A 24,320-nucleotide genomic window follows, 5' to 3' on the forward strand; every position below is an offset into this window, starting at 1 on the left:
TCCAAGCGGGAACGCCGCGCCACGACCGGCGCCCTGCTTTACCACCAGCCAGCCCGTCGGATACATCACCACGTTCGACTTGGTTCCTGGCAGGCCCGCATCGCCCATCCGGCCTTCGTCAAACAGCGGCACGACGGCCGCCGGTTGCGGTTCAAACCCAAGGACGCGCGTCCGGGTGCGGGTCGAACGGCGCCGGGGGCCATGGTCTGCTGCGGGCTCCGGAGCCGGCGGGGCGGGCTTTGCAGAGTCCGGCTCGGCCTCCATGTCCCAGATATTCACAGCAGGGGCGGGACCGTCTTTTGCAACGGTCGCACTTGTGGCCGTGCGCGTCAGCACCTCGGGCGAGGCGTCTGCAAGCTTGGGAAAGCGTCCGTCGGCAGGCCCTTCGCCAGCCGCAACCTGCTTGATCGCGGCTTTTGTGGCCTTGATCTGTTCAGTCTCGGACCCGCGGAACTTGGCACTGCCAGACCGCCCTTTCGGTTTTCGACGCAACAGCCAATCGAAAAAGCTCATCATCCACACTCCCGCCCTGCGAACCATGCAGGCTTCACACCGATCCGGATTGTCGCTGACCGTCCAGAGCCTTGTCCAGCAAGAACGCCGCCGGACCCGAGGCCCTGACCGAACGTCCTGTCGACTGCTCTTGCCCTGCTGCCCTGCGGTTTTGGACCGCCGTTTTCCGTGACAATCGGGCCTGCGTCATCAATCCTTGTTCTTTATCCTATACATTTTTTATACATAGACTTTGGCCAAAAAGTGATCCCATTTCGGTCATTTCACGGTTCCAGTTGATTGAAACCAGTCACGAAACCCGTTCGACAACATAGTCCGCAAGCTGGGATAGCAACAACCGAAGTTCGCTCTCTGGCAGGTGACAAAGCGCTTCCCGCGCGCGCCCGGCCCAGGCCATTGCCGTGTCGCGGGCATGTTCGATTGCGCCATGCTCTGCAAGAATCGCCATGGCACGTTCAAGGTCACCGTCTTGCTGGTCGCCCTTTTCGATCACCCGAACCCAGAACGCACGTTCCTCTGGGGTGGCACGGGCCACGGCGTGAATGACGGGCAGCGTCAGCTTGCGTTCGCGGAAATCATCGCCGGTGTTCTTGCCGATGGTTGCCGCAGTGCCGCCGTAATCCAGGATGTCATCAACGATCTGGAATGCGATGCCAAGCGCGTCGCCGTAATCAAAAAGCGCGCGCACCTGGTCCTCGGGTGCATCGGCAATCACGCCGCCCACCTCGGTCGCGGCCGAAAACAGCGCCGCCGTCTTGCCGCGCACGATTTGCAGATAGACCTGTTCATCTGTCCGCAGATCCTGCGCGGCGGTCAGTTGCAGCACCTCGCCTTCCGCGATTGTTGCCGAGGCGTTGGCCAGAATGTCCAGAACCCGCAGGTTGCCGGTTTCCACCATCAACTGAAAGCTGCGCGAGAACAGATAGTCGCCCACCAGAACGGATGACTTGTTGTCCCACAGAAGGTTGGCCGTCGGCCGGCCCCGTCTGCGCTGGCTTTCATCCACCACGTCATCATGCAAAAGCGTGGCGGTGTGGATGAATTCGACCGTCGCGGCCAACTTGAGATGATCTTTGCCGGCGTAGCCAAGCATTCGCGCCGCTGCGAGTGTCAGCATCGGGCGCAGGCGCTTGCCCCCGGCTTCCACCAGATGCGCCGTCACCTCTGGAATGCGCGGGGCATGCCTGGACGCCATCCGTTCGCGGATCAGCAGGTTCACGGCCGCCATGTCTTCGGCCAGCCAAGCGGCCAGCCGGTCCTGTGGCGCCTTCGCCCCTGCTTCGTCCACCACGTCCATTCCCGGCCCGTCCATTCCTGCCCCGTCCATTTCCGGTCAACCTGTCCCAGCCAGTCGCAGCCCTTGCCCCGACCGCCGGGTCAGAGTTAACTCCATGCCATGAAGGAACTTCTGCGCACGACCGACCCGACTGTGATCGCCTTTGCGACGGTCCTTCTTGAGGGCGAGGGTATAGCCGCCTTTCCGCTGGACGTCCACATGAGCATCCTTGACGGAAGCCTTGGTATCCTGCCGCAGCGATTGATGGTCGCGGACCGGGATCATTTCCGCGCCAGTGCAATCATGCGCGACAATGATGTTCCGATAAGCCGATGAGCATCCCTGCCGCGATGTTCAGCGATGACGAGCTTTCGGATGACAAATTCCTCTGCGGCCGCCTGCATCTGTTGCAACCGATCAAGGGCTATCGGGCGGCAACCGACCCGGTGCTGCTGGCGGCGGCCTGTCCTGCAAAACCGGGTGAGTCGGTGCTTGACCTTGGGTGCGGCGTGGGGGCGGCGGCGCTTTGCCTTGGGCTGCGGGTGCCGGGGGTGCGCCTGGAGGGGCTGGAGCTTCAGCCCGACTATGCCGACCTTGCCCGCCGCAATTCGGAGCGCAACGCGATCCCGGTCGAGGTGCATGAGGGTGATCTCGCCCGCATGCCGGCAGCCATCCGCAAGGACTTTGACCATGTGATCGCGAACCCGCCCTACTATCCGCCCGGTGGCAGCCCGTCGCCCGTTCCCGGCCGGGCGCGGGCGATGCAGGTTGAGACGCCGCTGGCCGACTGGGTGGCAGCCGCCAGCCGCCGCCTCCGGCCCGGAGGCTGGTTGACGCTGATCTGTGGGGCCGATGGCCTGCCGCAGGTTCTGGGGGCAATGGGCAGCAAGCTTGGGTCCGCCGCCGTTCTGCCGCTTGCCCCGCGTGACGGGCGCCCGGCGCTGCGCATCCTGTTTCAGGCGCGCAAGGGCGGGCGGGCGGCCTTTCGTCTGCTGGCACCCTTGGTCATCCACCACGGCCCCGCCCATGACGGCGACCGCGAAAGCTATACGCCAGAGGCCAATGCCATCCTGCGTGAGGGCGCGGATCTTCTGGCGCGTTTTCGGTGAATTCTTCGGATCATTCTGTCACATCCCCGTAACAATGGGTGACACGACTCAGCTTTCGTGGTGGACTTCCCTTGTAGGCAACCAAGGAGGACGACCATGACGATCGCATCGCATCTGGTAGAACTGCGCAAGAAGCACGACACGCTTTCCGAAATGGTCGAAAAGGCTCAGCGCAGCCCCGCTTCAGATGCCCTGAAGATTGCCGAACTCAAGAAACAGAAACTGCGCATCAAGGAAGAGATTGCGCGTCTGGCCCAGCATTAATCAACACATCATCCCCGATTGGCGCTGGCCCGCGCGGCCAGTGCCGCACCGCCCGTGATCAAGACCGCCGCGATCGCGATGGCCCAGCTTGGCTGGGCAATTCCAACGGCCACCAGGGCCAACGTCGACAACAGCGGTGCCGCATAGGATGCGACACCCAGAAGTTGAATGTCGCCCCGCTTCATTCCGATGTCCCATGTGAAGAACGCGGCGCCCACCGGGCCGACGCCAAGGGCCAGTACGGCACCCCAGCCCATCGCATCCGCCGGCCAGACTGTTTCCTCAAGGGCTAGATGTGCCAGCACAGACAGGGTTGCGGTGGCCAGACAGAAGACCGTCACGCTTTCGGTCGGCACGTTGCCCAACCGGCGCGACAAGACCGAATAGCCGGCCCAGGTCAGCGCACACAGAAAGGCGAGCGTCAGCCCGACGGCAGAGCCTGCGCCATTGTCATCTCGCCCAAGGACAATCACCGCAGCACCGGCAAAAGCAATCAGCGCGCCAATCACATGCGGCGCGCGAAGTTTTTCTCCCGGCAAAAGGCCAGAAAACAGCACGATGAACAGCGGCCACAAATAGGCAATCAGCCCGGTTTCAGCGGTCGGAGACAGCCGAAAGGCGGTGAAATAGAGGAAATGGTAGCCAAAGAGTCCGATTGTCCCGAAAGCGTAAACTCTCCAGTCAATACCCCGCAGCACGCCAAAGCCCTGCCGTGCCGTCCAAGCCAGCCCGATCAGCCCGCCAATGCCAAAGCAAAGCGCGTTCAGCAGGAACGGCGGCACCGGGGCCGATCCGATTGTGAAGAGCGCCAGAAGCGACCACATCAAGACCGCCGTGAAACCCGTGGCGGTGGCTTTGGCTTTTGTCATTGCCTGTCTTTCTTGCGGCCGACTTTTCAATCCGGTTCCTGCATCAACCGCAGCACCGCGTCCAGTCCACTGAACGGACAGGGATTCGATTTCCGACCGGCCGTCGGATGCAGCACACGCAGGGCGGGGTTGCTGAAAGGTCATGGATGTTGACCTTGCCGAAGATGCCGCTTTGGCGCATCTTTACCAGCAGGGGGGGACTTTCCGATCAGGAGATGTCCAATGAACGATCTCGATCCAGGCGCGAACTATGAGGCAATCATCCTTCGCGCCAAAGCCATGCGGGCTGAGGCAACCGCAGATTTGCTGAACCGCTTCTTCAACCTGTTTCGTCGCAAGAAGGCAGCGCTTCCCGTGCAGGCCTGAGCGGGGCCACCCTGACCGGGCGACCCCCCAGGCTATCAGACGAAGAACTGCCCGCCATTGGCGGAAATGGTCGATCCGGTGATGAACCCCGCGTCGTCCGAGGCAAGGAATGCCACGATCCTGGCAATCTCCTCCGGTTCGCCAAGGCGGCCGACGGGGATTTGCGGGATGATACGCTCGGCCAGAACCTTTTCGTCGATGGCCCGTACCATTTCGGTGCCGATATAGCCCGGGCAGATCGCGTTCACCGTGATCCCGGCCCGCGCGCCTTCCTGCGCCAGCGCCTTCGTGAACCCAAGGTCGCCCGACTTTGCCGCCGAATAGTTGGCCTGCCCGGCCTGGCCCTTCTGCCCGTTGATCGACGAGATGTTGATCACCCGCCCGAACTTCCGGTCACGCATGCCGCCCCAAAGCGGATGGGTCATGTTGAAAAGGCCGGTCAGGTTGGTGTCGATCACCTCTTTCCACTGGCCGGGGGTCATCTTGTGGAACATCGCATCGCGGGTGATGCCGGCGTTGTTCACCAGCACATCAATCGGGCCAACCTCGGCCTCGACCTTGGCTATGCCGGCAGCGCAGGCGTCGTAGTCCGCGACCGACCATTTGTAGGTCGGGATTCCGGTTTCCTTCGTAAAGGCTTCGGCGGCGGCGTCATTGCCGGCATAGTTTGCCGCAACCTTGTATCCCGCCGCCTTCAGTGCCACCGAAATCGCCGCGCCAATGCCGCGCGACCCGCCCGTGACCAGTGCAACCCTTGCCATTCTGTCCTCCTCCTGACGTATGCTTTCGTATGCCGTTGAAATCCTGTTACCGAAACGAAATCGGGCGCGCAAGATTATTGCGCGCCCGAGCCCTCGCCTTTGTCAAAAAGCCTCAGGCACGTTCAAGGCACATCGCAACGCCCATGCCACCGCCAATGCACAGCGTGGCCAGACCCTTCTTCGCGTCGCGCCGCCCCATTTCGTGAATGAGCGTGTTGAGGATCCGGCAGCCCGAGGCGCCAATGGGGTGTCCGATCGCAATCGCGCCGCCGTTCACGTTCACGATTGACGGATCCCAACCCATGTCCTTGTTCACAGCGCAGGCTTGCGCGGCAAAGGCCTCATTCGCCTCGACCAGATCCAGATCGCCGACCTTCCAGCCGGCCTTGCCAAGCGCCTTGCGGCTGGCGTGGATCGGGCCGACGCCCATGATCGACGGGTCAAGCCCGGCCGTCGCGTAAGAGGCGATCCGGGCCAGAACCTTCAGCCCGCGCTTGGCAGCCTCTTCTTCCGTCATGAGCAGAACCGCTGCCGCGCCATCATTCAGGCCCGATGCGTTCGCGGCGGTAACCGAGCCTTCCTTGGTGAATGCCGGGCGCAGTTTCTGCATGCTTTCCAGCGTCGCACCGTGACGGATGTATTCGTCCTGATCGACAAGGATATCGCCCTTGCGGGTCTTCACGGTGAAACCGATGATCTCATCCTTGAACTTGCCGGCCTTTTGCGCCGCTTCGGCCTTTTGCTGGCTGGCCAGCGCAAATTCGTCCTGCATGTCGCGGGAAATCTGCCACTGGTTTGCAACGTTTTCCGCGGTCTGGCCCATGTGATAGCCGTTGAAGGCGTCCCAGAGGCCGTCCTTGATCATCGAGTCGATGAAGTTGAGGTCGCCCATCTTCTGCCCGGCGCGCAGGTGCGCCACGTGGGGCGACAGCGACATCGATTCCTGCCCGCCCGCGACCACGATCCGCGCATCGCCAAGTTGCACATGCTGTGCGCCCAAGGCCACGGCGCGAAGACCTGACCCGCAGACCTGGTTCAGCGACCACGCGCTTGCCTCTTTCGGCAGGCCGGCCTTGATATGGGCCTGGCGCGCCGGGTTCTGGCCCTGCCCTGCGGTCAGCACCTGACCAAGGATCGTTTCTTCGACCTCGGCCTTGTCAACGCCCGCGCGGGCGACCACGGCCTCGATCACGGCAGCGCCAAGGTCATGCGCCGGAGTGCTGGCAAAAGCACCGTTGAAGCTGCCAACGGCGGTCCGGCCCGCCGCCACGATTACGACATTGGTCATCTGAATTTTCTCCCACTGCGCCCGAGCATTGCCTTGATGGCGCGAAAGGGCCGCGCCGCTTCAATCCATGCCCTAAACGGCGATTGTCGCAAGCGCAAGAATGTTGGCGCAACCAAATTAGCCCCGAGAGGGCTTCCATGTGGCCGGGCAACCCAGCAAGCTCATTGGGGCAACCCAGGGGCGATTGTTCACCCTGTCAGCCGGCGCCGTCCGAAAGCACTGGCCGGCCATGGCGAAAAGCGCGGAAGTCCGGTGTCACGGTCGGCGCACCGAACAAGTAACCTTGCAGGCACCCCACGCCGGCTTCGCGCAGCCAGTTGGCCTCAGCCTCCGTCTCCACCTCTTCGGCGACGACATACATGCCCATTTCCTGTGCCATGGCGATGGCCGCGCGCACCAGCGCCTGTTGATCTGGCAAGCGGTCCACCTCTCGGACCAGAACCCCGTCGATCTTGGCGATTTCGAACCGCAGTTCGCGCAACAGGCGCAGCGAGGTCATCCCGGCGCCGAAATCATCCAGCGCAAAGACAATGCCGTGATCGCGCATTTCAGACATGAAAGGCTTCAGCACATCAGGCACTTGCAGCGCCGAAGCCTCATTGATTTCAAGGATCAGATTGTAGCCAAGTCGGGGCGATTCCCGCAGGGCCTTGCGCAGGATCGTCACCCAGGGCTGGTAGCCGACCGACCGCGCCGACATGTTCACCGAAACCCGGATCTGCGGATTGCGCTGAAGCGCCATCAACCCCATCCGCAAGGCTGCACAGTCAATCTCGCGGCCCAGTTCACGCTGTTCGACCGCAGCCATGAAGTCGCGCGCGGGGATCACCTGATCGCGCAGGTTCAAGAGGCGGATGTAGCCTTCGAAAAATCCGATCACCGAGGGATCAGCGGCATAGACCACCGGCTGAAAGGCCAGCCGCATCCGACGCGCCTTCAGGGCCGAGTCTACCAGCGCCAGCGTTTCGCGATCCTGCGCGGAAATGGCAGCGTCAAGCGGGCTGGCAAGCGCAGGGTCACGGTCGAACTTCGACGTCCTGCGGTCCTTCATGAAACTCATGCGCTTACCCCCGGGGCGGTGGATCCCTGATGACAACCTATCCGGGCAAGGCTAAACGAATCCCTAAGATTCGCATTTTGTTCCAATTGTCTGCAATGCCGGAAAAGGAAGCATCCCATGGAAGACACGGATATTTCCAATCGCTGCCCATGGTGCGGCTCTGATCCGATCTATGTGAATTACCATGACAACGAATGGGGTCGCCCGGAGCGCGACCCGCGCAAGCTGTTCGAGCTGCTGATTCTTGAAAGCTTTCAGGCTGGTCTTTCCTGGATCACGATCTTGCGCAAACGCGACGGGTTTCGGGCGGCGTTCCATGGCTTTGACCCTGAAACCATCTCTGGCTGGACCGAGGCCGAGGTGGCGCGTCTTCTGGAAAATCCCGCGATTGTCCGGCATCGCGGCAAGATCGAAAGCACCATCCGTGGCGCGGAGGCCTTCCTGCGGATCGAGGCTGCCGTGGGGTTCTCCCCCTTTCTGTGGTCCTTCACGGGAGGCCAGCCGCTCCAGCCGCGCCCGGCACGGATGGCCGAGGTTCCGGGCCAGACTGCCCAATCCCTTGCGATGTCCAAAGCCTTGAAGCGCGAGGGGTTCAACTTTGTCGGCCCCACGATCACCTATGCCTTCATGCAGGCCTCGGGCATGGTGAATGACCATCTGGTCACTTGTCCAAAGCACGACGAGATTGCCGGACTTGCCTGATCGCCCCTTGGCCTTTGGCGGCGCAATCGCCATATATGGCGAAACTTCTACATGAGGGGTGTCATGCTGGGTCTGGGCGAAAAACCGCAAGTGCAGGGCGATCTGGTCAAGGACGCCACCGAAGCCACATTCATGGCCGACGTGATCGAGGCCAGTCAGGTGGTGCCGGTCATCGTGGATTTCTGGGCCACATGGTGCGGTCCGTGCAAGACACTGGGGCCGATGCTGGAGGCGGCGGTGACTGCTGCCGGCGGCAAGGTGAAGATGGTCAAGGTCGATGTCGATCAGAACCAGCGTATCGCGGGGCAGTTGCGGATCCAGTCGATCCCGACTGTCTTTGCCTTCTGGCAGGGTCAGCCGGTTGACGGGTTTCAGGGCGCCGTGCCTGCTTCGGAACTCAAGGCCTTTATCGACCGGGTGTCGGCTCTTGCCGGGGATGGCGGTCTTGCCGATGCCATCGCGGCTGCTGAAGACATGCTGACCGAAGGTGCCGCTGTCGATGCCGCCGAGACCTTCGCCGCCATTCTTGAAGAAGACCCGGAAAATGCCGCCGCCTACGGTGGCCTTGTGCGCGCACAGATGGCGCTGGGCAATCTGGATCAGGCCGAGGGCTTGCTGACCGCCGCCCCCGCTGCCATCGCCAAGGCCAAGGAACTGGACGCGGCCCGCGCACAGCTGGAACTGGCCCGTCAGGCCGCCAATGCCGGGCCCGAGGCCGAATTGCGTGCCGCCGTCGAGGCCGACCCGATGGATCATCAGGCCCGCTTTGATCTTGCCGCCGCCCTTCTGGCCGCTGACAACCCGGCCGAGGCCGTGGACCAGTTGCTTGAACTGTTCCGCCGTGATCGCGAATGGAATGATGGGGCCGCCCGCACCCAGCTGTTCACCATCTTCGAAGCGCTGAAGCCGCAAGACCCGATCGTCCTGTCTGGCCGCCGCCGCCTTTCGTCGATGATATTTGCCTGATGCTTCGGGCGGGCTAGGTCCATGGCCATGATAAACCAAGCCGACCTGCCGGATATCATTCCGGTCTTCCCGCTGCCCGGCGCGCTCATGCTGCCCCGGGCGCGGTTGCCACTGCACATTTTCGAGCCGCGCTACCTTGCGATGATCGAGGATTGTCTCAAGACCAGGCATCGCCTCATCGGGATGATCCAGCCGCGCGAGACACCGCAGTCCGAAAGGCGGGGCTCGGGAAGTGGGGCCACCGAAAAGCGGCTTCAGGCCATCGGCTGCGCCGGGCGAATCACCGGGTTTTCAGAAACCGAAGACGGGCGCTACATGATCACGCTGTCGGGTGCCTCGCGGTTTCGCGTCAAGGAAGAGGTTCAGGGCTTTACGCCCTACCGGCGCTGTCTTGTCGACTGGGGGCCTTTCGCGCGCGACCTTGGCCCGACAGAAGACGACCCCGGCTTCCGACGGCAGGAGTTCATGACGCTGCTTGGCCGCTATTTTTCACATATGAACCTGTCAACCGATTGGGAAAGCCTGAAGGAAGCCGAGGCGGAACTGCTGATCAATTCGCTTTCCATGCTTTGCCCGTTTTCTCCCGAAGACAAGCAGGCTCTGCTGGAGGCGCCCACCCTGGATACCCGGCGCGAAACGCTGGTCACCCTGATCGAGTTTGCCCTGCGCGGCGGCGCGGATGAGGAGATCATGCAATGAGCGAACCGGCAGATCGCCGGATGCTGGAGGCGCTGGTCTGTCCGGTGACCCATGCCGTCCTGACCTATGATGCCGACCGGCAGGAACTGGTGTCCAAGGCCGCGCATCTGGCCTTTCCGATCCGCGATGGCATTCCGGTGATGCTGGTCAGCGAGGCGCGGGAACTGGAATGACCTTGGGTATCGGCCGAACCTCGTGACGCGCGCGTGCTGACGGGTGCGATCAGAATCGGGTTTCGCGGGGCGGAGGCATCGCTTATGCCACTGCAATCGGCAGGAGGACGGGCATGAGCCTGAACAGTTTCGGACATCTTTTCCGCGTCACCACCTGGGGCGAAAGCCACGGGCCAGCCATTGGTTGCACTGTAGACGGCTGCCCGCCCGGCGTGGCGCTGTCCGAGGCGGATCTTCAGCCGTGGCTTGACCGCAGGAAGCCCGGCCAGAACAAGTTCACCACCCAGCGCAAGGAACCGGACGAGGTGCGCATCCTGTCCGGCGTTTATGAGGGGCGCACGACCGGCACGCCGATCCAGCTGATGATCGAAAACACCGACCAGCGGTCAAAGGACTATGGCGATATCGCGCAAAGCTTCCGGCCCGGTCATGCCGACATCACCTATCACCAGAAATACGGGCTGCGCGATCCGCGTGGCGGCGGGCGATCCTCGGCCCGGGAAACCGCGTCGCGGGTGGCGGCGGGTGGCGTGGCGCGTAAGGTTCTGGCGGCTTTGGTGCCGGGGCTGAAGATCACCGGCTACATGGTGCAGATGGGCGTCAAGGGCATCGACCGCAGCCGCTTTGACACGGCTGAGATCGAACGCAACCCCTTCTGGGTGCCGGACGCAGCGGCGGCGGTCGAATGGGCAGCCTATCTCGATGACCTGCGGCTGTCGCACAACTCGGTCGGCGCGGTGATCGAGGTTGTGGCCGAGGGTGTCCCCCCCGGCCTTGGTGCGCCGCTTTATGCCAAACTGGACAGCGACCTTGCGGCGGCGATGATGTCGATCAACGCGGTCAAGGGGGTCGAAATTGGCGAGGGCATGGCGTCCGCCGCGCTGACCGGGGTGGAAAACGCCGACGAGATTCGCATGGGGCCGGATGGGCCAGAGTATCTGTCGAACCACGCAGGAGGTATTCTGGGCGGGATTTCCACCGGTCAGCCAGTGGTGTGCCGGTTTGCGGTCAAGCCCACATCCTCGATCCTGACGCCGCGCCAGACCGTCACGCAGGATGGCCGCGAGGTGGATCTGGTCACCAAGGGCCGCCACGACCCCTGCGTCGGCATCCGCGCCGTGCCGGTGGGCGAGGCGATGATGGCCTGCGTGATTCTTGATCAGTTGCTCTTGGACCGGGGCCAGACCGGCTGCGTGCGCGGCCAGATCGGCTGATCAATAGCCGCCCGGCCCTTTCGTCGGGGCGGCGCCCAAGGTCAACTTGCGAAACCCCGCGACGGCATCGGCCGCCCCCGCCGACAGAAAGCGCGTGTCGCCCCCTACGGTAGTCATGCGGAACCCCCAGCCGATTGCGCGGTGGGCATAGTCCGGCGTTCCGCAATGCAGTGCGGCGATGATCCCGCGCGCCTGGCAGGCGGCGGCAATCTTTTGGAGGGCGGCCAAGATCTCGAGTTCTTCGCGGTCCACCCCGGCGGCGAGCCTGCCGTTGCTCAGCGACAGCGACAGGTCAGCCGGGCCGACATAGATGCCGTCAAGGCCCGGGGTCGCCGCGATCTCATCCAGATTGGTGAAACCCTCGGCGGTTTCGATCATCGCGAAGGCCAGCACGGTTTCATTGGCCGTCGCGGCGTAACCGGCACCATGGGCAAAGGCCGCGCGGGTCGGGCCGAAGCTGCGGGTGCCAAGCGGCGGATAGCGCATGTAGCTGACCAGCCGTGCCGCTTCCTCTGCCGTGTTGACCATCGGGCAGATGATCCCTTCTGCCCCGGCGTCCAGCGCCTTCATGACGGCCGCCGGGTCAAGCCACGGCACCCGGGTCAGAAGCGTGGCCCCGCTGGCGCGCATGGCCTGAAGCATCGGCAGAAGGTCGGAATAATCCAGCGCGCCGTGCTGCATGTCGACGGTGACAGAGTCAAACCCCTGCGCTGCCATGATCTCGGCCACGAAGGGATTGCCGATGGAACACCAGGCGTTGATCGTCGGCTGGCCCGAGGCCCAGATTGAACGCAGCTTGGTCATTTCATCCTCCTGCCAACCCCGTGCATTGCGTGACGCAAAGCCCGCCGATATGCAAGGCAGCGGGTAAGGCAGGGGGACAGGATGAACCGGATGGATGGCAAGGTCTGCGTGGTGACCGGGGCGACGCAAGGCCTTGGGGCGGCTATTGCCCGCAGGCTGGCAGCGGCGGGCGCGGCGGGGGTCGTGGTCACGGGCCGCAATGCCGAGCGCGGACGGGCGGTGGCCGAAAGCCTGCCGTGTCCGGCTCATTTCGTTGCCGCCGATCTGGCCGAGGTTGAGGACTGCCGCCGCGTGATCGTCGAGACTGACCGGCGCTTTCACCGCATCGACGTTCTGGTCAATGCCGCCGCGCTGACCGACCGGGGGACGATCCTCGATACCTCGCCCGACCTCTTTGACCGGATGTTCGCCACCAATGTCCGTGCGCCGTTCTTCCTGATGCAAGAGGCGATCCGGCTGATGATCCGGGACGGCATCGCCGGGGCGATCCTGAACATCGGCTCGACGGCGGCCATGGCTGGCCAGCCCTTCATCAGCGCCTATTGTTCGTCCAAGGGCGCCCTCGCCACCCTGACCGCCAACACGGCCTTTGCCGTGATGGGCAATCGGATCCGGGTGAACCAGCTTAACCCCGGCTGGATGGCCACCGACCATGAACGCGCGCTGCAACTGGTGGAAAGCGGTGATCCCGACTGGGAAACGAAGGCGCGCGCCAGACTGCCCTTCGGGCGGCTGATCGACCCGGATGAGGTGGCGCGGGCGGTCAATTTCATCGTCTCCGACGATGCGGGCCTGATGACCGGGTCCATCGTGAACTTTGATCAATCGGTCTGGGGCGCCTTCCCGGCCGGGCCGCCGGTGCCGAAAGGGCCAATGACGCTTTAGGGCCACCCGCAAAGGACGGATGGCCCCTTGACCGATGGTCCGTGCCTAGCGCGCCAGAACCTGCCGCAGCACCCGGGCAAGCTCTGCCTTCGGTTCGACGGCAATCGCTTCGGACCGCCAGCAGACGTGATGGTCGGGCCGGACCAGAAGGCAGCCACCATCGCCGATTTCACTGGCGCGCGCCCAATCGCCGCTGTGATCGACAAAGGCCTGACGCGGGCCGATGACATGGGTGACGATCTCGATCCCCAACTCCTGCGCCACATCTGCCGCCGCCTTGGCCCAGGCCTCGCCGCCCAGACCGGTCAGCAGGGTGAAGCGCCCGTGGCCGCAAAGGTCAAGCGACGAGATCTCGGCCCCACTGTCGTGGCGGTAAAGCCAGACATGCGGCAGGCGCGCGCCGGGCCAGGTTGTCGGCTGATAGTGGAGGTCGGCGTCAAGGGTGAAGGCGGGTTCGATCTGGCCATCGGTCACCACGGCACCAGACCGGTAGCGCTGGTTCATCTCGATCCCGTGGGCGTCGAATTCGTATTTCTTGAAGGCAATCGCCTTCCTGATCGCCTCGCGCTGGCGTTCGGCGGCATCGGTGCCTTCGGTGCGCGCGGCAAGGTTCTTCTGCATCTCCTCGGGGTCCACGCCTTCGGACATGCCCAGCGCCTCGAAGATCGGACCGAATTCGCCGATCGACTGGTTGGCGCGGGTCACGATCTGCTTGGCAATCGGCGCGCGTTCGGTGTCGTAGCTGTCCAGAAGCCGTTCACCCGCCTGACCTTTCAGGACCATGGCCAGCTTCCACGCCAGATTGAACGCATCCTGAATCGAGGTGTTGGACCCCAGCCCGTTTGACGGCGGGTGCCGGTGGATCGCATCGCCCATGCAGAACACCCGGCCATGCGCGGTGCGGGTGGCGTAGCGGTTGTTCACCGTCCAGGTGTTGGCCGACAGAAGCTCGATCTCAAGGTTCGGATCGCCCACCAATTGCCGTGCGACGCCGGTCGCGAATTCAGGGGTCACCTGCGGTTCGGGGCCGTTGATGTCGTAGCCCCAGACGATCAGCCATTCGTTCCATGGCCGGACCATCCGCACCAGACCCATGCCGATGCCGCCAACGTCCGCGCCGGGCTGCATGACCCAGTACAGGACGGAAGGCCGGTGGGCGACATACTTGGACAGGTCGGCCCGAAACAGGATGTTCATCGACCCGCCGACCCCCATCTTGCCTTCAAACGGCAATCCGGCATGTTCGGCGACCAGGGATTTCCCGCCATCCGCGCCGATCAGGTATTTCGACCGGATCGTCACCGTCTTGCCCGTCAGCCGGTCGCGGCAGGTGGTGGTCACGCCTTCAGCGTCCTGTTCGTGGCTGAGGTATTCGGTGGACATCCGCGCCTGCGTGCCGCGCGAACAGGCGGTCTTGAAGAGCAAAGGCTCCATCATCGTCTGCGGCAGGTCGTTCATCAGTGTCGGCGAGGACATCAGGTGCTCGGCCTTGGACAGGGGATGGTTGCCCCAGGACTTGATCCGGCCGATTTCTTCACCGGCAAGGCTTTCGCAGAAGATGTTCTCGCCCATCAGATCCTGATGGGTGGCGAACATGTAGGCCTCGTCCTCGACCTCGCGGCCAAGGTCGCGCAGCACCTCCATCGTGCGCTGGTTGGTGATATGGGCGCGCGGGGTGTTGGCCAGCCAGCGATAGCGGTTCACCGCCATGTTCTGGATGCCATAGGTTGAAAGCAGCGCGGCGGTGGTCGAGCCGGACGGACCGGTGCCGATAATCAGCACCTCGGTCGTGATGTCTGTCATGTGGTTTCCTCCCTTGAAGGTCTCTTGTCAGGTGGCCGGATCCCAGCTGGCTGGCGCATCGCCCGCCCATGCCGCCTGAAGCAGTCGGCGCAGACCCGCCCGGTTGACCGGGGCCGGGTTCCAGTAGGGGTTCTCGCTGGCGATATCCGCCGCGCGGTCCAGATCGGCCTCGCGCAGGCCCAGATCGCGCAGGGCCAGCGGGGCCTTCATCCGGGTGGCAAAGTCGTGCAACGCCTTTCCGGGGGCCGGGCCGCCGAAGATCGTGGCCACCGGCGCAAGCTCCCCGGCCGCCGCCTGCTGGTTATAGGCGATGGCATGGGGCAGGATCACGGCATGGGTTTCGGCGTGGGGCAGATCGAAGCTGCCACCAAGCGTGTGGCAAAGTTTGTGGTGCAGTGCCATGCCGACCTGCCCAAGAACCGTGCCGCAAAGCCACGCGCCGTAAAGCGTTTCTCCCCGCGCCTTCAGGTCATCGGGGTTGTCCAGCACCCGGGGCAGGGCAGCGTGGAACGCCCGCAAGCCTTCCAGCGCCATCAGGCTGGATATGGGCGAGCGGTTCTGCGCGTAAAGCCCTTCGGCGGCATGGGCCATGGCGTTCAGCGCCGAGGTTACCGTCATGCCCACAGGCAGACTGCGCACCAGTTCGGCATCATAAAGGATCACCTCGGGCTGGACCTTGGGCGTGGTGATCGTGGTCTTGCGCCCGGCTTCGGTCTGGCCAAGGATTCCCGTTGCCTCGGACCCGGCATAGGTGGTGGGGACGACGATTTGCGGCAGATCGGTGCGGAGCGCGATGGCCTTGCCAAGCCCGGTGGTTGACCCGCCACCCACGGCAACAACGCAATCGGCGCCAAGCCGGATGGCCATGGCCGTCGCGTCTTCGCTGACCGGAACCGGGGTATGCATTGCGGCGCCGGAAAAGACACCCACGGCCCTTGCCCCCAGCCGTTCGGCGAACTTGGCCCCGGTGTCGGCCTGCTGGGGCGTGGTCAGGATCAGCGCGCGCGACAGGCCAAGCCGGTCCATCTCCTCGTCCACCGCATGCCGGACGCCGGCACCAAAGCGCACGCGGACGGCGGCACTGGTGGCCGTGAAGTCTTCCTGAAACAGCGACATGCCTGTTTCACCCCTTTTGCAGCATCCTTGGTCAGAAAACACCTTAGCCCGCATGGATCAGGATATTGATCGTATCGCGCAGGTCTAATATTGCTTTACGTTATGAAGCTGGACAGCGAACACCTCGAAATTCTGGCCATGATCGTCGAAAAGGGCGGTCTGACCGAAGGTGCCGAGGCGCTGGGCAAGTCGCAGCCATCCGTTTCGCGCACCATGGCCCTTCTGGAAGACCGGATCGGTGCCGCGCTGTTCGAGCCGGGAAAGCGGCCCCTGCGCCCGACGGAACTGGGCGAAAGCCTTGCCCGGATCGGCGCGCGCATCCATGCGCTGAACCTTGAGGCCAGCCGCATGGTGCAAAGTTTCCGCAAGGGTCACACCGGGCGGCTGCGCATAGCCGGGACGCCGATCTTCATGGATGGGGTGGTGTCGAACTTCATCGCGGATTTCCAGACCCGCCAACCGGATGTGCAGATCGAACAGTCCTACGGCTATCTCGACCAGCTTTCCGGACAACTGCGCAACGGGGCGCTGGATATGGCGATCGTGCCGTTGCACCCAAGTTCGGCCCCCACAGACATGAGCTTTGTGCCGCTTCTGCCCGGGCGCAACGTGATTGCCTGCCGCGCCGGGCATCCGCTGATGCGGAAAGCGACGATCACGCTTGCCGACATCGAGCCTTACCCATGGATCGCGCCGCCCCCTGACAGCCCGCTTTACCGGGACTTGCAGCGCGCGCTCAAATCCATCGGCAAAGAGGATTTCCGGGTCAGCTTTTCGGGTGGCACGCTGGCCTCGATCATCTCGGTGCTGGCGCGATCGGATTCGCTGACGGTGCTGCCCTATTCGGTGGTGTTCCTGTCGCGAAAGACGGCGGGCCTTGATGCCCTGCGGATCAGGATCGCGCATCCGGACCGGCATCTGGGGATGCTGACCTTTGACGGAGGTACGCCGCCCCCGTCGTTGCGGCTGTTCGCGGGGTTCCTGAAGGACGAATTCCAACTGCTTGAGGCCCGCATCCAGCATGAAAGCCAGGTGACCAAGCGGCGGGGCTGACCCTTTGGCGGCGCGCCCTTACTTCAGCGCAATATAGGTTTCCGGGTCCAGCGCCGTGACCCGCACCGCCACATGCGCGGCCGTTGCCGCCTCGACCATGCTGCGCAGCTTGCCGCAGACAGACAGCACCACGTCGCGGGTGCGTTCGGGGCGGGGCAGGATCTGCATCTCGACATTCACGCGCGGCAGGTCAGGCATGGCACAGACCGGCATCACGGCAAACTGGCAGGCCGGCACATCGACCTTCAGATCATGGCACAGCATGTCGCGGATCGGCCCGAGCGACTCGGCCAGCCTGTCCCGGCAGCCGGGATAAAGGGTGTCATCCACGAAAATCTTCACATTGGGCATGATCTTCGCCTCGCTCAGGCCGGGGTCAGGACAAAATCGAACGGCGAGCGCCACAGGGTGTCGGCGCCCTCCAGCCGCTCGAACGGCGCGACGAGGGATTTCTTCACCCCGAAGACCGCATCGCTTTCCAGATAGGCGTCGTCGCCGACGAAAGTGTGGGTGACCAGCTTCTGGAACCCCGGCGCGGTGACAAGGAAATGCATGTGCGCCGGGCGGAAGGGGTGGCGGCCCATATGGCCCAGCATCTTGCCGACCGGCCCATCGTCGGGGATCGGGTAGGAGGTGGGCTTGATCCCCTTAAACGCATAGGCGCCGTCCTTGCCGGTGATGAAGCGGCCCCGGTTGTTCCACCTTGGCTGGATGCCGGGTTGCTGCACGTCATAAAACCCGTCGGCATTGTCCGACCAGACATCGACACAAGCGCCTTGGATCGGGGTGCCGTGCAGGTCCAGCACTTTGCCTTCGAACAGGCACGGCTCTCCCTTGCCATCCAGACTGATATTGTCGCCCATCGCCCGGATCGGCGCGTCGGCCACATGGAACGGGCCGAAGACGGTGTTTTCCGTGGCCCCCAGCGGGCGGCGGTTGTTGATCGCATCGACCAGCATCGAAACCCCCAGCACATCGGACAAAAGGATGAACTCCTGCCGCTCGCCGGAACAGATCTGGCCGGTCTTCGTCAGGAAATCCACGCCGATGTCCCATTCTGCCTGTGTCAGATGCACTTCCTTGGCGAAGGCGTGCAGGTGCTTGACAAGGCTGGCCATCACCTCGGCCATGCGCGGGTTGATGTCGCCACCCATCCGGGCGTTGACCGTCTGAACCGAGCTTTCCTCAGAGAAGTAATGTGTCATGGGGCAGATCCTTTGTCAGCAGAAGCTCAGGCCGTGCGGCGTTTGGTGGTCGGGAGCGGGCCGTCGGTCTTGGGCGGGCGGTGGCGCAGGGGCAAAAGGTCGATGCCGGTGCGGTCGGTGAACATGCCCCAAAGGCCACGGCGGGCAAACAGCATCACCGCGATGCCCAGAAGGCCAAGGACGATCAGGTAGATCGTGCCATAATCGGCCAGAAGGCGTTGCAGGGCGTAGAACACCGCCACGCCGACAATCGGGCCGGGCAGGGTGCCGATACCGCCGATGACGGTGATGAAGATCACGAAAGCCGTCCAGTCGATCACCGAAAACGCGGCGTCGGGGGTGACGCGGGTGATCTGGATGAAGGCCAGCGCGCCGCAAAGCCCGGTGCCGAAGGCGGTCAGCAGGAAGACCATCGCCTTCAGCTTCACCGGGTCCACCCCCACCGACCGCGCGGCCGTCTCGTTGTCGCGGATCGCTTGCAGGCCAAGCCCCATCCGCGACCGCAGGAACACATAGCTGGCCACCAGCAGCACCACGGCCAGCGACAGCATCAGCCAGTAGGTCAGCGCATCCGCCGCCGCCGCGCTGGACACGTCAAGCCAGTCCTTGATCCCCTCGACCCCCCACATGTCGCGGGTGGTTCCCTTGGGCAGCGAGGTGCCGGTGCCGCCGCCAAGTGCCTTCCACTGGCTGATGGCCAGCCGGGCGATATCGGCCACGACCCAAGTGCCGATCGCGAAATAAGCGCCGTTCAGGCGGAAGGCGAAGAAGGCCATCGGCACGGCAAACAGCGCCGCTGCGATGCCTCCGATCAGCACCCCGATCAAGGGATCAAGCCCGTAAAGGATGATCGCCGCGAACATCGCATAGGCGCCGATCCCGACAAATGCCTGTTGGCCGACCGACACCAGCCCGGCGAACCCAGCCAGCATGTTCCAGTTCATCGCCAGCACCAAGAGCGTCAGGATGCCGAACAGGTCTTGCACCACGGCGCGCGGGGCGATGGCGGGCATGGCGTAAAGGACTGCCAGCGCGGCAAAGGCAAGGATGATTGCAATGGGGCGGGGCAGGGTCATGCTGGCCTCTCAATCATTGGCGCGGGGGAAAAGCCCGCGCGGCCGCAGCAGCAGGACCACCACAAAGGCGATGTGGCCCGACAGGATCTGCCATTCCGGGTTGATCGACGCGCCCACCGCCTGCGCCATCCCGATGACCACGCCACCCGCAAGCGTTCCCCAAAGGCTGCCCAGACCGCCGATGATCACCGCTTCGAAGGCGTAAAGCAGGCGGGCCGGGCCAATGGACGGGTCAAAGTTCGACCGGGTGCCAAGGTAAAGCGCCGCGATGGTGGCCACGACCAGCGCGATGCCGGTGGCCATGGCGAAAACCCGTTCGGGGCGGATGCCCATCAGCTGCGCCGTCACCGCGTCATCGGATGTGGCTCGGAAGGCCCGGCCAAGGGCGGTGCGGTAGAAAAGCTGGTTCAGAAGGAAGATCACCGCCACCGCCGACAGGAAGGTCAGCACCGGCATCACGCCAAGCGTGACAACGCCAAGATCCATCGCCTGCGCTTCGATCGGCCCGGCGCTCAGCTTCTGGCTGTCTGCGGTGTAACCCTCCAGCAGCGCGTTCTGGATCACGACGGACAGGCCAAAGGTCACCAGAAGTGGCGGCAGGATATCGGGGCCAAGGACGCGGTTCAGCAGATGGGTCTGCAACAGCCAGCCAAACCCGAACATCACCGGCGCGGCCAGAAACACCGCCAGAAACGGATGCAGGCCCGTGGCCGTGGTGATGGTCAGGATCAGATAGGCGCCAAGGATGATCAGGTCGCCATGCGCAAGGTTGACCAGCCGCATGATCCCGAAAACAAGGGAAAGCCCCGCCGCGAACAGCGCGTAAAGCCCGCCCAGAAGCAGGCCTTGCGCAAGGGTGTCGATGCCGATCATGCGTGGCTCACTCCGAAATAGGCGTCATGGATCGCGGCGCGGGACAATTCATCCGGGCGGCCTGACAGGGTGATCCGGCCTTCCATCATGCAATGCACCTGATCGGCCACCCGAAGCGCCTGACTGATGTCCTGTTCGACCACGATGATCGAGGTGCCACTGGCCTTGATCCGCGGGAAAGCGGCGTAGATTTCCTTGATCACGACGGGGGCAAGGCCAAGGCTCAGCTCGTCGCAGAGCAACACCCGGGGGTTCGACATGAGCGCCCGGCCGATGGCAACCATCTGCTGCTGCCCGCCCGAAAGGGCCGTGCCGGGGCTGTAGCGGCGGTCCTTCAGGATGGGAAACAGGGTCTGCACCCGGTCCAGCGTCCAATGACCGTTGCCCTGCCGCGCATGGGCGCCGATCATGAGGTTTTCTTCCACTGTCAGCGATGGAAAGAGCCGCCGCCCTTCTGGAACCATGGCGATGCCCCGTGTCAGGATGTCGGGCGCGGGCAGGCGGGTGATATCCTCGCCCGCCAGCGTCACAGTCCCCGCCGTGACCTTCGCCACCCCGGTAATGGCGCGCAGCAAGGTGGTCTTGCCCGCCCCGTTCGCGCCGATGATGGCGACGGTCTGGCCTTCGTCCAGTGTCAGATCCACGCCGAACAGCGCCTGAAAATCCCCGTAATGCGCGGTTAGCCCGCTGATGCCCAGAAGCGCGGTCATGCCTCGATCCCCAGATAGATTTCGCGCACCTCGGGCGAGGCCATCACGACCTCCGGTTCGCCGATCATCAGCATCCGGCCAAAGTTCAGCACCATCAGCCGTTCGACGACCGAGTTCAGGGCGTGCAGCACATGCTCGATCCAGATGATCGCGGTGCCTTCAGCGTGGATCGCCTTGATCGTGGTGATCAGCTCGCCACATTCCGCTTCGGTCAGACCGCCCGCGATTTCGTCAAGCAGGATGACCCGAGGCCGCGTCGCCATGGCGCGGGCCAGTTCCAGCCGTTTGCGCTGCAACAGCGACAGCCCGCCGGATGGGCTTTCGGCCACTGGCAAAAGCCCGGTGCGCGACAGGATTTCCATGCAGAAGCCGGGGGCGTCTGACGCCCGCACCTCGCCGCCAAAGCGCGCGGCGACCAGCAGGTTTTCGTAGACCGACAGATGCCCGAAGGGTTGCGGAATCTGGAAGGACCGCCCGATGCCAGATTTCACCCTGACCATCGGCGGTTCACGGGTCACGTCGCGGCCATCCAGAAAGACGCGGCCCTTGTCGGGCGCGATATTGCCAGTGATCAGGTTGAACAGCGTCGATTTCCCCGCGCCATTCGGCCCGATGATGCCAAGGGCCTCGCCCGGTTGCAGATCGAAGCTGACATCGTCAGTGACCTTGAGCGCGCCAAAGGACTTTGACACGGCCTGAAGCGAAAGGATCGACATGGGTCTTGCTTTCCGGTTGGCCCCGGCACCTGCGCGCCGGGGCCGGTTCAGATCAGGACAGGGTTTCCAGCGTGCCACCCAGCGGAATTTCCGGGGCGCCGGCGTTTTCCACGATCACCAGATCGAAGGTGCCATCGTCCTTGCGGCGCCACTGGCCGCCGACCAGCGGGGTCTTCGACACGTTCTTGCGCGCAAATTCCGGCACGTTGTCGCGGCCCCACTGGACCTTGCCCACGACCGTATCAAGGTTGGTGGTGGCAATCGCCTCGGCCAGTGCTGCGCCGTCGGTCGGGTCATCGGTGCGGGCAATCGCGTTGGCGGCCACTTCGAACAGCGCATGGACAAAGCCCACCGGCATTGTCCACTGCCGCCCGGCCGCTGCCTCGAAGGCCGCTGCAAGATCGGCGGCACTTTCGCCCGTAAGGCTGGACGTGAACGGATGGTTTGGAGACCACCAGACCTCGGCCGTCAGGTTGTGGCCCAGATCGCCCAGTGCGGCGACGCTTTCGGGGAACAGAAGCGCCTTGGCAACCGACACCAGCTTGGGGTTGAAGCCCTGCTGCTTGGCCTGGGTCCAGAAGGTCGTGAAGTCCGGCGGGATCGGGATGCCGGTCATGATCTCGCAGCCGGCGGCCTTGAAGGCGTTGACCTGTGCGCTGAAATCATCGGTCAGGTTCTGGTAGCGGCCCGGATCGGTCAGCTCATAGCCCTGTGCCGCCAGCGCCGGGGGCATGCCCACATCGGGCGAGGCCCAGGCATTGCCGTCGCCATCGTTGGGCCAAAGCGCGCCGACCTTCTTGTTGGTATCGACGGAATTCCACATGTTCATGAAGGTGGCGATGTTGTCTTCCAGCCCCCAGAAGAAGTGGTAGACGTAGTCGAATTCCTGCCAGCTGCCCGGATCGCCGGGGTTGCCCTGCTGGCCGATGAACCACGGCTGCCACGGCGCCACGGTCGAGATGACGGGAATTTCTTCCTGTTCGGCAATCGAACAGACCGGGTTGGTGGTTTCCGGGGTCGAGGCGACAAGGATCAGGTTCACCTCGTCACGGCTGATAAGTTCCTTGGCAACTTCGGCGGCGCGGTTCGGGTTTGACTGGCTGTCCTTCACGATGACCTCGACCTCCAGCCCCAGTCCGGGGGCCGAGGCAAGGAACTTTTCCACCATGAAGCTATCCGCCGCCGAGAAGGCCGAAAGCGGGCCGGTCTGCGGGCTGACATAGCCGATCTTCAGTTTCTTGGTCTGGGCATAGGCCGGCAGGCCCAGCGCGGACGAGGCGGCGGCAACGGCGGCCCCGGATTTCAAGAGCGTGCGGCGGGTGATCATTCTGTTCCTCCCTGTGTTGGCGTTCGTATCCCTGCGGCGGGTCAATCGGGCAACCCGGTCCGCAAAGGGCCTTGGCCCCTCTCCTCCAGAGGGGACAGGCGTGCTGCGATGGAGGGAAGTTACGCTGCCGATCAGGTGAATATGATCGTATGAACCGCGCCTAATATATCTTTATGGTATGAATTTCGGGCCTATGACCGGCGAGGGCCGGTCAGATCGGCCGCCCTGTGAGCAGCTTCGGCAGCTCGCCGGTGAGCCCTGCGGCCTGCCGGATGAAGCCACGCCGCAGGGATGGCAACGCCGCGACGACGCCCATGCCAAGATCACGCCCCAGCCGCAGGATCGGGTTGTCGGTTGAAAACACCCGGTTCACCGTATCCATCCCCAGCGCAAGCAGCGTTGCATCGAACCGCCGCCAGCGCTGGTATTCTTCCAGCGCCACGGCACTTCCCGGCTCTTCGCCACGGCGACGGGCCAGGATCAGCACCTCGGCCAGAGCCGCCACATCGCGCAGGCCAAGGTTCAGGCCCTGCCCGGCAATCGGATGGACCCCATGCGCCGCATCGCCGACCAGTGCCACCCGGTCTGCCACGAAGTGTTCTGCCAGAGACAGCGAGAGGGGATAGGTGAACCGCGCCCCGGCAAGGCTGATCTCGCCCAGAAAATCGCCAAAGCGGGGGCGCAGCGCTTCCAGATACTGGTCGTCCGGCAGCGCCTGAATGGCGGCTGCGGTCTCGGCGCTTTCGCTCCAGACGATGCTGGAATGATGGCCACCCTTCAGCGGCAGAATGGCCAGCGGACCCGAAGGCATGAAGAACTGCTGCGCGACGCCGCCATGATCGCGTTCGTGGTGGATCGCGGTGACAAGGGCGGTCTGTCCGTAGCCCCAGCCGACGCGCTTGATCCCGGCCCGGGTCGCCACGCCCGAGCCCCGGCCGTCACAGCCGACCAGAAGCCCCGCCGTAAGCACCTTGCCCGAGGCAAGCGTCACCGAAACCCCCGCAGGCCCGGCTTCCTGCGCAACCACCGTTTCCCCCGACAGCAGGGTCACGCCGGGTGCCGCCTGCATCGCCGCCAGAAAGGCCGCGTAAAGGTAGCGGTCTTCCAGCATGTGGCCCATCGGGCCTTCCTCGATCTCGGCATGGTCAAAATGCAGGAAGAAAGGGGCCGCCCCTTCGCCGGCGCGACCATCGCTTGCCTTGATCTCAAGGATCGGCTGCGCCTTTTCCGCCACTGCGTCCCAGACCCCGATCGCCTTCAACAGGCGAACCGAAGCTATCGCCAGCGCATAGGCGCGACCGTCAAACCCCGCTTCGGCCCGCGCCGGTGCCGGGCGCGCATCAACCACCGTGACGCGAAACCCACCTTGAGCCAGCGCCAAAGCCAAGGCCGGGCCGTTCAGGCCGCCGCCCGCAATCAGGATGTCTGTGTGCCATGCCATGCCGCCAGTTATGCCGCCTCGCAACGGATTGTCCATGCGTCGCCAAGCCGC

The 24,320-nt window shown here is 64.0% G+C and carries 27 protein-coding genes and 1 pseudogene; 11 read left to right on the top strand and 17 right to left on the bottom strand.

Annotated elements, in window-relative coordinates:
* Together QUV21_RS10995 and QUV21_RS11000 are read right to left on the bottom strand one after the other, a co-directional pair.
* Positions 1 to 513 (bottom strand): annotated as a pseudogene (locus QUV21_RS10995) (hypothetical protein); the annotation flags it as partial.
* A gap of 289 nt (positions 514 to 802) precedes the next feature.
* Positions 803 to 1,810 carry a polyprenyl synthetase family protein gene (locus QUV21_RS11000; RefSeq protein ID WP_300855297.1) on the bottom strand — a complete coding sequence of 336 codons (1,008 nt, stop codon included), beginning with the start codon at positions 1,808 to 1,810 and terminating at the stop codon, positions 803 to 805.
* A 99-nt stretch (positions 1,811 to 1,909) separates the two neighbouring features.
* Between QUV21_RS11000 and QUV21_RS11005 the strand changes: the two genes are divergently transcribed.
* The 3 genes from QUV21_RS11005 to QUV21_RS11015 all read left to right on the top strand — a co-directional run bounded on the left by QUV21_RS11005 (position 1,910) and on the right by QUV21_RS11015 (position 3,162).
* Complete coding sequence (locus QUV21_RS11005; protein ID WP_300854926.1) at positions 1,910 to 2,125, top strand: DUF2007 domain-containing protein; 216 nt, start codon at positions 1,910 to 1,912, stop codon at positions 2,123 to 2,125.
* 14 nt (positions 2,126 to 2,139) lie between these two features.
* The gene (locus QUV21_RS11010) at positions 2,140 to 2,898 is read left to right on the top strand and encodes a methyltransferase (protein WP_300855298.1); all 759 of its coding nucleotides are present in this window, start codon (positions 2,140 to 2,142) and stop codon (positions 2,896 to 2,898) included.
* 96 nt (positions 2,899 to 2,994) lie between these two features.
* The gene (locus QUV21_RS11015; protein ID WP_300854927.1) at positions 2,995 to 3,162 is read left to right on the top strand and encodes a DUF465 domain-containing protein; all 168 of its coding nucleotides are present in this window, start codon (positions 2,995 to 2,997) and stop codon (positions 3,160 to 3,162) included.
* A gap of 8 nt (positions 3,163 to 3,170) precedes the next feature.
* On the opposite strand, the gene QUV21_RS11020 is transcribed toward QUV21_RS11015, so the two are convergent.
* Complete coding sequence (locus QUV21_RS11020; protein WP_300854928.1) at positions 3,171 to 4,031, bottom strand: EamA family transporter; 861 nt, start codon at positions 4,029 to 4,031, stop codon at positions 3,171 to 3,173.
* Between the two features lie 222 nt (positions 4,032 to 4,253).
* Here QUV21_RS11020 and QUV21_RS11025 point away from each other — a divergent pair, with 222 nt between their 5' ends.
* Positions 4,254 to 4,397 carry a hypothetical protein gene (locus QUV21_RS11025; RefSeq protein WP_300854929.1) on the top strand — a complete coding sequence of 48 codons (144 nt, stop codon included), beginning with the start codon at positions 4,254 to 4,256 and terminating at the stop codon, positions 4,395 to 4,397.
* A gap of 35 nt (positions 4,398 to 4,432) precedes the next feature.
* Here QUV21_RS11025 and QUV21_RS11030 read toward each other — a convergent pair whose 3' ends face one another.
* The 3 genes from QUV21_RS11030 to QUV21_RS11040 form a co-directional block, all read right to left on the bottom strand.
* Entirely contained in the window at positions 4,433 to 5,158 is a 726-nt protein-coding gene (locus tag QUV21_RS11030; RefSeq protein WP_300854931.1) for a beta-ketoacyl-ACP reductase, read from the bottom strand.
* 112 nt (positions 5,159 to 5,270) lie between these two features.
* On the bottom strand, positions 5,271 to 6,446 hold the full coding sequence (locus tag QUV21_RS11035; protein ID WP_300854932.1) for an acetyl-CoA C-acetyltransferase: 1,176 nt from the start codon (positions 6,444 to 6,446) through the stop codon (positions 5,271 to 5,273).
* A 196-nt stretch (positions 6,447 to 6,642) separates the two neighbouring features.
* Positions 6,643 to 7,506 carry an EAL domain-containing protein gene (locus QUV21_RS11040; protein WP_300854934.1) on the bottom strand — a complete coding sequence of 288 codons (864 nt, stop codon included), beginning with the start codon at positions 7,504 to 7,506 and terminating at the stop codon, positions 6,643 to 6,645.
* A 117-nt stretch (positions 7,507 to 7,623) separates the two neighbouring features.
* On the opposite strand from QUV21_RS11040, the gene QUV21_RS11045 reads away from it, so the two are divergent.
* The 5 genes from QUV21_RS11045 (at position 7,624) to aroC (ending at position 11,260) form a co-directional block, all read left to right on the top strand.
* Positions 7,624 to 8,208 (top strand): DNA-3-methyladenine glycosylase I, encoded by a 585-nt coding sequence (locus QUV21_RS11045; RefSeq protein WP_300854936.1) that lies wholly within the window; start codon positions 7,624 to 7,626, stop codon positions 8,206 to 8,208.
* A gap of 63 nt (positions 8,209 to 8,271) precedes the next feature.
* Positions 8,272 to 9,174: a thioredoxin gene (gene trxA / locus QUV21_RS11050; protein WP_300854938.1), complete on the top strand. Its 903-nt coding sequence runs from the start codon at positions 8,272 to 8,274 to the stop codon at positions 9,172 to 9,174.
* A gap of 27 nt (positions 9,175 to 9,201) precedes the next feature.
* Positions 9,202 to 9,873, top strand: a complete 672-nt coding sequence (locus QUV21_RS11055) for an LON peptidase substrate-binding domain-containing protein (protein WP_300855299.1) — start codon at positions 9,202 to 9,204, stop codon at positions 9,871 to 9,873.
* Positions 9,870 to 10,046, top strand: coding sequence for a Trm112 family protein (locus QUV21_RS11060; protein ID WP_300854940.1), 177 nt, complete (start codon positions 9,870 to 9,872; stop codon positions 10,044 to 10,046). The genes QUV21_RS11055 and QUV21_RS11060 overlap by 4 nt, the downstream gene beginning before the upstream one ends.
* Before the next feature lie 113 nt (positions 10,047 to 10,159).
* Positions 10,160 to 11,260 (top strand): chorismate synthase, encoded by a 1,101-nt coding sequence (gene aroC, locus QUV21_RS11065; protein ID WP_300854942.1) that lies wholly within the window; start codon positions 10,160 to 10,162, stop codon positions 11,258 to 11,260.
* On the opposite strand, the gene QUV21_RS11070 is transcribed toward aroC, so the two are convergent.
* The gene (locus tag QUV21_RS11070) at positions 11,261 to 12,064 is read right to left on the bottom strand and encodes an aldolase/citrate lyase family protein (RefSeq protein WP_300854945.1); all 804 of its coding nucleotides are present in this window, start codon (positions 12,062 to 12,064) and stop codon (positions 11,261 to 11,263) included.
* Between the two features lie 81 nt (positions 12,065 to 12,145).
* On the opposite strand from QUV21_RS11070, the gene QUV21_RS11075 reads away from it, so the two are divergent.
* On the top strand, positions 12,146 to 12,949 hold the full coding sequence (locus tag QUV21_RS11075) for an SDR family oxidoreductase (protein ID WP_300854947.1): 804 nt from the start codon (positions 12,146 to 12,148) through the stop codon (positions 12,947 to 12,949).
* Positions 12,950 to 12,994: 45 nt separating this feature from the next.
* Here QUV21_RS11075 and QUV21_RS11080 read toward each other — a convergent pair whose 3' ends face one another.
* Positions 12,995 to 14,752, bottom strand: coding sequence for an FAD-dependent monooxygenase (locus tag QUV21_RS11080; RefSeq protein WP_300854949.1), 1,758 nt, complete (start codon positions 14,750 to 14,752; stop codon positions 12,995 to 12,997).
* Between the two features lie 27 nt (positions 14,753 to 14,779).
* The gene (locus QUV21_RS11085) at positions 14,780 to 15,868 is read right to left on the bottom strand and encodes a maleylacetate reductase (RefSeq protein WP_300854951.1); all 1,089 of its coding nucleotides are present in this window, start codon (positions 15,866 to 15,868) and stop codon (positions 14,780 to 14,782) included.
* A 90-nt stretch (positions 15,869 to 15,958) separates the two neighbouring features.
* On the opposite strand from QUV21_RS11085, the gene QUV21_RS11090 reads away from it, so the two are divergent.
* Complete coding sequence (locus QUV21_RS11090) at positions 15,959 to 16,921, top strand: LysR family transcriptional regulator (protein ID WP_300854953.1); 963 nt, start codon at positions 15,959 to 15,961, stop codon at positions 16,919 to 16,921.
* A gap of 18 nt (positions 16,922 to 16,939) precedes the next feature.
* Here the strand turns inward: QUV21_RS11090 and QUV21_RS11095 are convergent, their stop codons facing one another.
* The 8 genes from QUV21_RS11095 to QUV21_RS11130 form a co-directional block, all read right to left on the bottom strand.
* The gene (locus tag QUV21_RS11095) at positions 16,940 to 17,272 is read right to left on the bottom strand and encodes a hypothetical protein (RefSeq protein WP_300854955.1); all 333 of its coding nucleotides are present in this window, start codon (positions 17,270 to 17,272) and stop codon (positions 16,940 to 16,942) included.
* 14 nt (positions 17,273 to 17,286) lie between these two features.
* Positions 17,287 to 18,126, bottom strand: coding sequence for an intradiol ring-cleavage dioxygenase (locus QUV21_RS11100; RefSeq protein WP_300854957.1), 840 nt, complete (start codon positions 18,124 to 18,126; stop codon positions 17,287 to 17,289).
* A gap of 26 nt (positions 18,127 to 18,152) precedes the next feature.
* A complete protein-coding gene (locus QUV21_RS11105) occupies positions 18,153 to 19,202 on the bottom strand; it encodes a branched-chain amino acid ABC transporter permease (RefSeq protein WP_300854959.1) in 1,050 nt (349 codons plus the stop codon).
* Between the two features lie 9 nt (positions 19,203 to 19,211).
* On the bottom strand, positions 19,212 to 20,075 hold the full coding sequence (locus QUV21_RS11110) for a branched-chain amino acid ABC transporter permease (RefSeq protein ID WP_300854960.1): 864 nt from the start codon (positions 20,073 to 20,075) through the stop codon (positions 19,212 to 19,214).
* Positions 20,072 to 20,785, bottom strand: coding sequence for an ABC transporter ATP-binding protein (locus tag QUV21_RS11115; protein ID WP_300854961.1), 714 nt, complete (start codon positions 20,783 to 20,785; stop codon positions 20,072 to 20,074). Before QUV21_RS11115 ends, QUV21_RS11110 begins: the two co-directional genes overlap by 4 nt.
* Positions 20,782 to 21,501 (bottom strand): ABC transporter ATP-binding protein, encoded by a 720-nt coding sequence (locus QUV21_RS11120; RefSeq protein ID WP_300854963.1) that lies wholly within the window; start codon positions 21,499 to 21,501, stop codon positions 20,782 to 20,784. Before QUV21_RS11120 ends, QUV21_RS11115 begins: the two co-directional genes overlap by 4 nt.
* A gap of 52 nt (positions 21,502 to 21,553) precedes the next feature.
* Positions 21,554 to 22,828, bottom strand: coding sequence for an ABC transporter substrate-binding protein (locus QUV21_RS11125; RefSeq protein WP_300854965.1), 1,275 nt, complete (start codon positions 22,826 to 22,828; stop codon positions 21,554 to 21,556).
* Positions 22,829 to 23,039: 211 nt separating this feature from the next.
* Positions 23,040 to 24,269: an FAD-dependent monooxygenase gene (locus tag QUV21_RS11130; RefSeq protein ID WP_300854966.1), complete on the bottom strand. Its 1,230-nt coding sequence runs from the start codon at positions 24,267 to 24,269 to the stop codon at positions 23,040 to 23,042.
* Positions 24,270 to 24,320 lie beyond the last annotated feature (51 nt).

This window comes from Tabrizicola sp. (assembly GCF_030373185.1).
GTDB lineage: Bacteria > Pseudomonadota > Alphaproteobacteria > Rhodobacterales > Rhodobacteraceae > Tabrizicola.

Excerpts from the sequence above, each read along its gene's own strand:
- QUV21_RS11030 (WP_300854931.1), bottom strand. The coding sequence starts at position 5,158 with ATGGCAAGGGTTGCACTGGTCACGGGCGGGTCGCGCGGCATTGGCGCG.
- QUV21_RS11120 (WP_300854963.1), bottom strand. The coding sequence starts at position 21,501 with ATGTCGATCCTTTCGCTTCAGGCCGTGTCAAAGTCCTTTGGCGCGCTC.
- QUV21_RS11085 (WP_300854951.1), bottom strand. The coding sequence starts at position 15,868 with ATGTCGCTGTTTCAGGAAGACTTCACGGCCACCAGTGCCGCCGTCCGC.
- QUV21_RS11010 (WP_300855298.1), top strand. The coding sequence starts at position 2,140 with ATGTTCAGCGATGACGAGCTTTCGGATGACAAATTCCTCTGCGGCCGC.
- QUV21_RS11110 (WP_300854960.1), bottom strand. The coding sequence starts at position 20,075 with ATGATCGGCATCGACACCCTTGCGCAAGGCCTGCTTCTGGGCGGGCTT.
- QUV21_RS11015 (WP_300854927.1), top strand. The coding sequence starts at position 2,995 with ATGACGATCGCATCGCATCTGGTAGAACTGCGCAAGAAGCACGACACG.
- QUV21_RS11080 (WP_300854949.1), bottom strand. The coding sequence starts at position 14,752 with ATGACAGACATCACGACCGAGGTGCTGATTATCGGCACCGGTCCGTCC.
- QUV21_RS11115 (WP_300854961.1), bottom strand. The coding sequence starts at position 20,785 with ATGACCGCGCTTCTGGGCATCAGCGGGCTAACCGCGCATTACGGGGAT.
- QUV21_RS11035 (WP_300854932.1), bottom strand. The coding sequence starts at position 6,446 with ATGACCAATGTCGTAATCGTGGCGGCGGGCCGGACCGCCGTTGGCAGC.
- QUV21_RS11130 (WP_300854966.1), bottom strand. The coding sequence starts at position 24,269 with ATGGCATGGCACACAGACATCCTGATTGCGGGCGGCGGCCTGAACGGC.
- QUV21_RS11125 (WP_300854965.1), bottom strand. The coding sequence starts at position 22,828 with ATGATCACCCGCCGCACGCTCTTGAAATCCGGGGCCGCCGTTGCCGCC.
- QUV21_RS11040 (WP_300854934.1), bottom strand. The coding sequence starts at position 7,506 with ATGAGTTTCATGAAGGACCGCAGGACGTCGAAGTTCGACCGTGACCCT.
- QUV21_RS11100 (WP_300854957.1), bottom strand. The coding sequence starts at position 18,126 with ATGACACATTACTTCTCTGAGGAAAGCTCGGTTCAGACGGTCAACGCC.
- QUV21_RS11000 (WP_300855297.1), bottom strand. The coding sequence starts at position 1,810 with ATGGACGTGGTGGACGAAGCAGGGGCGAAGGCGCCACAGGACCGGCTG.
- QUV21_RS11055 (WP_300855299.1), top strand. The coding sequence starts at position 9,202 with ATGATAAACCAAGCCGACCTGCCGGATATCATTCCGGTCTTCCCGCTG.
- QUV21_RS11070 (WP_300854945.1), bottom strand. The coding sequence starts at position 12,064 with ATGACCAAGCTGCGTTCAATCTGGGCCTCGGGCCAGCCGACGATCAAC.
- QUV21_RS11060 (WP_300854940.1), top strand. The coding sequence starts at position 9,870 with ATGAGCGAACCGGCAGATCGCCGGATGCTGGAGGCGCTGGTCTGTCCG.
- QUV21_RS11005 (WP_300854926.1), top strand. The coding sequence starts at position 1,910 with ATGAAGGAACTTCTGCGCACGACCGACCCGACTGTGATCGCCTTTGCG.
- QUV21_RS11095 (WP_300854955.1), bottom strand. The coding sequence starts at position 17,272 with ATGCCCAATGTGAAGATTTTCGTGGATGACACCCTTTATCCCGGCTGC.
- QUV21_RS11045 (WP_300854936.1), top strand. The coding sequence starts at position 7,624 with ATGGAAGACACGGATATTTCCAATCGCTGCCCATGGTGCGGCTCTGAT.
- QUV21_RS11025 (WP_300854929.1), top strand. The coding sequence starts at position 4,254 with ATGAACGATCTCGATCCAGGCGCGAACTATGAGGCAATCATCCTTCGC.
- QUV21_RS11075 (WP_300854947.1), top strand. The coding sequence starts at position 12,146 with ATGAACCGGATGGATGGCAAGGTCTGCGTGGTGACCGGGGCGACGCAA.
- aroC (WP_300854942.1), top strand. The coding sequence starts at position 10,160 with ATGAGCCTGAACAGTTTCGGACATCTTTTCCGCGTCACCACCTGGGGC.
- trxA (WP_300854938.1), top strand. The coding sequence starts at position 8,272 with ATGCTGGGTCTGGGCGAAAAACCGCAAGTGCAGGGCGATCTGGTCAAG.
- QUV21_RS11020 (WP_300854928.1), bottom strand. The coding sequence starts at position 4,031 with ATGACAAAAGCCAAAGCCACCGCCACGGGTTTCACGGCGGTCTTGATG.
- QUV21_RS11105 (WP_300854959.1), bottom strand. The coding sequence starts at position 19,202 with ATGACCCTGCCCCGCCCCATTGCAATCATCCTTGCCTTTGCCGCGCTG.